Raw genomic sequence first — 1,966 nt, 5'->3', positions numbered from 1 at the left:
TGCGTACTATCCAACACCCAGAAATGTAAAGAATCTGGCACTTTATCAAACGTTCCACCCATGAGCTACCGGCAAACACACACTCGGCGTTTAAACCAGCAACCACCACACAAAAACAAATGCGTGATGTGTAATTATGCTCCTTAGAAAGGAGGTGATCCAGCCGCACCTTCCGGTACGGCTACCTTGTTACGACTTAGTCCTAATCACCAGTCCCACCTTAGACAGCTCCCTCCCAAAAGGGTTAGGCCACCGGCTTCGGGTGTTACCGACTTTCATGACTTGACGGGCGGTGTGTACAAGGCCCGGGAACGTATTCACCGCAGCGTTGCTGATCTGCGATTACTAGCGACTCCGACTTCATGGGGTCGAGTTGCAGACCCCAATCCGAACTGAGACCGGCTTTTTGGGATTCGCTCCACCTTACGGTATCGCAGCCCTTTGTACCGGCCATTGTAGCATGCGTGAAGCCCAAGACATAAGGGGCATGATGATTTGACGTCATCCCCACCTTCCTCCGTGTTGACCACGGCAGTATCCCATGAGTCCCCACCATAACGTGCTGGCAACATAGGACGAGGGTTGCGCTCGTTGCCGGACTTAACCGAACATCTCACGACACGAGCTGACGACAACCATGCACCACCTGTATAGAAGTGTCCAAAGAGTCCTCTATCTCTAGAGTGTTCTTCTATATGTCAAGCCTTGGTAAGGTTCTTCGCGTTGCATCGAATTAATCCGCATGCTCCGCCGCTTGTGCGGGCCCCCGTCAATTCCTTTGAGTTTTAGCCTTGCGGCCGTACTCCCCAGGCGGGGAACTTAATGCGTTAGCGTCGACACAGAAACCGTGGAACAGTCCCTACATCTAGTTCCCAACGTTTACGGCATGGACTACCAGGGTATCTAATCCTGTTCGCTCCCCATGCTTTCGCTCCTCAGCGTCAGTAGCGGCCCAGAGATCTGCCTTCGCCATCGGTGTTCTTCCTGATATCTGCGCATTCCACCGCTACACCAGGAATTCCAATCTCCCCTACCGCACTCAAGCCTGCCCGTACCCACTGCAAGTCTAAGGTTGAGCCTTAGGATTTCACAGCAGACGCGACAAACCGCCTACGAGCTCTTTACGCCCAATAATTCCGGACAACGCTTGCACCCTACGTATTACCGCGGCTGCTGGCACGTAGTTAGCCGGTGCTTTTTCTGTAGGTACCGTCACAAAAGCTTCTTCCCTACTAAAAGAGGTTTACAACCCGAAGGCCGTCATCCCTCACGCGGCGTTGCTGCATCAGGCTTTCGCCCATTGTGCAATATTCCCCACTGCTGCCTCCCGTAGGAGTCTGGGCCGTGTCTCAGTCCCAGTGTGGCCGGTCACCCTCTCAGGCCGGCTACCCGTCGTCGCCATGGTGAGCCATTACCTCACCATCAAGCTGATAGGCCGCGAGTCCATCCCCTACCGAAAAAACTTTCCACCAAGAAACCATGCGGTTCAAGGTCGTATCCAGTATTAGACACCGTTTCCAGCGCTTATCCCAGAGTAGAGGGCAGGTTACTCACGTGTTACTCACCCGTTCGCCACTAATCCACCAGGTGCAAGCACCCAGCTTCATCGTTCGACTTGCATGTGTTAAGCACGCCGCCAGCGTTCGTCCTGAGCCAGGATCAAACTCTCCGTAAAAAACAAACAACCCAAAAGCAAACCATAAAACAGGTAAACCATCGAGTTAAAAGAGTCAATCCCGACAAAATAAACAAAACAAACCAAAACAACCACACCCAAAAAGACGTTAGTTGTTTACTGGCTGTCCGTTAATTGTCAAAGGAATCCAAGAACCACAAAAAAATGTGGCCACGAGGATAAATAAATAAATTTGGCATTTGACAATCAAGTGCACACTATTGAGTTCTCAAAGACCAGACACCACCCGTAACAACAAACCCAAAAACAAGGCCCGCCGCACCCGAACAG

Annotated in this window: 1 rRNA gene; it reads right to left on the bottom strand. The window is 51.7% G+C overall.

Features of this window, described 5'->3' with window-relative positions:
* Positions 1 to 147: 147 nt before the first annotated feature.
* Positions 148 to 1,675: ribosomal RNA gene (locus EII30_RS08785) — 16S ribosomal RNA — on the bottom strand.
* Positions 1,676 to 1,966 lie beyond the last annotated feature (291 nt).

The organism is Leucobacter sp. OH1287, assembly GCF_003859945.1.
Lineage (GTDB): Bacteria > Actinomycetota > Actinomycetes > Actinomycetales > Microbacteriaceae > Canibacter.
This window is presented reverse-complemented; position numbering and strand designations above follow the sequence as displayed.